Here is a 235-nt window from a genome sequence, read left to right as displayed (position 1 = left end):
ACTGCGCGGCGAGGCTATGCAGCGTGTCTTCGCGTCCGTGTGCGGCGTCGAACTGGGTGCCGACGGGCAGCCCGTTATGCCGGTATAGCGGCACACTCATGGCGGGGTTGCCGCTAATGTTCAGCGGCGACGTATAACCGACGTATTGCAGCGGGGCGGCGGCTTCTTTTTCTAAAATCGGGTTGTTTTTCAACAGAAAACCCAAGCGCAGCGTGCCAAACAGCATGCGCATGGC

At 60.0% G+C, this 235-nt stretch carries 1 pseudogene; it reads right to left on the bottom strand.

Annotated features, from left to right (window positions below):
- A pseudogene (locus ACTHSP_RS24135) lies at positions 1-235 on the bottom strand (amidase); the annotation flags it as partial.

Source organism: Neisseria sp. P0001.S005 (assembly GCF_051963715.1).
The sequence above is the reverse complement of the archived record's forward strand: the minus strand, read 5'-3'. Positions and strand labels throughout refer to the sequence as shown.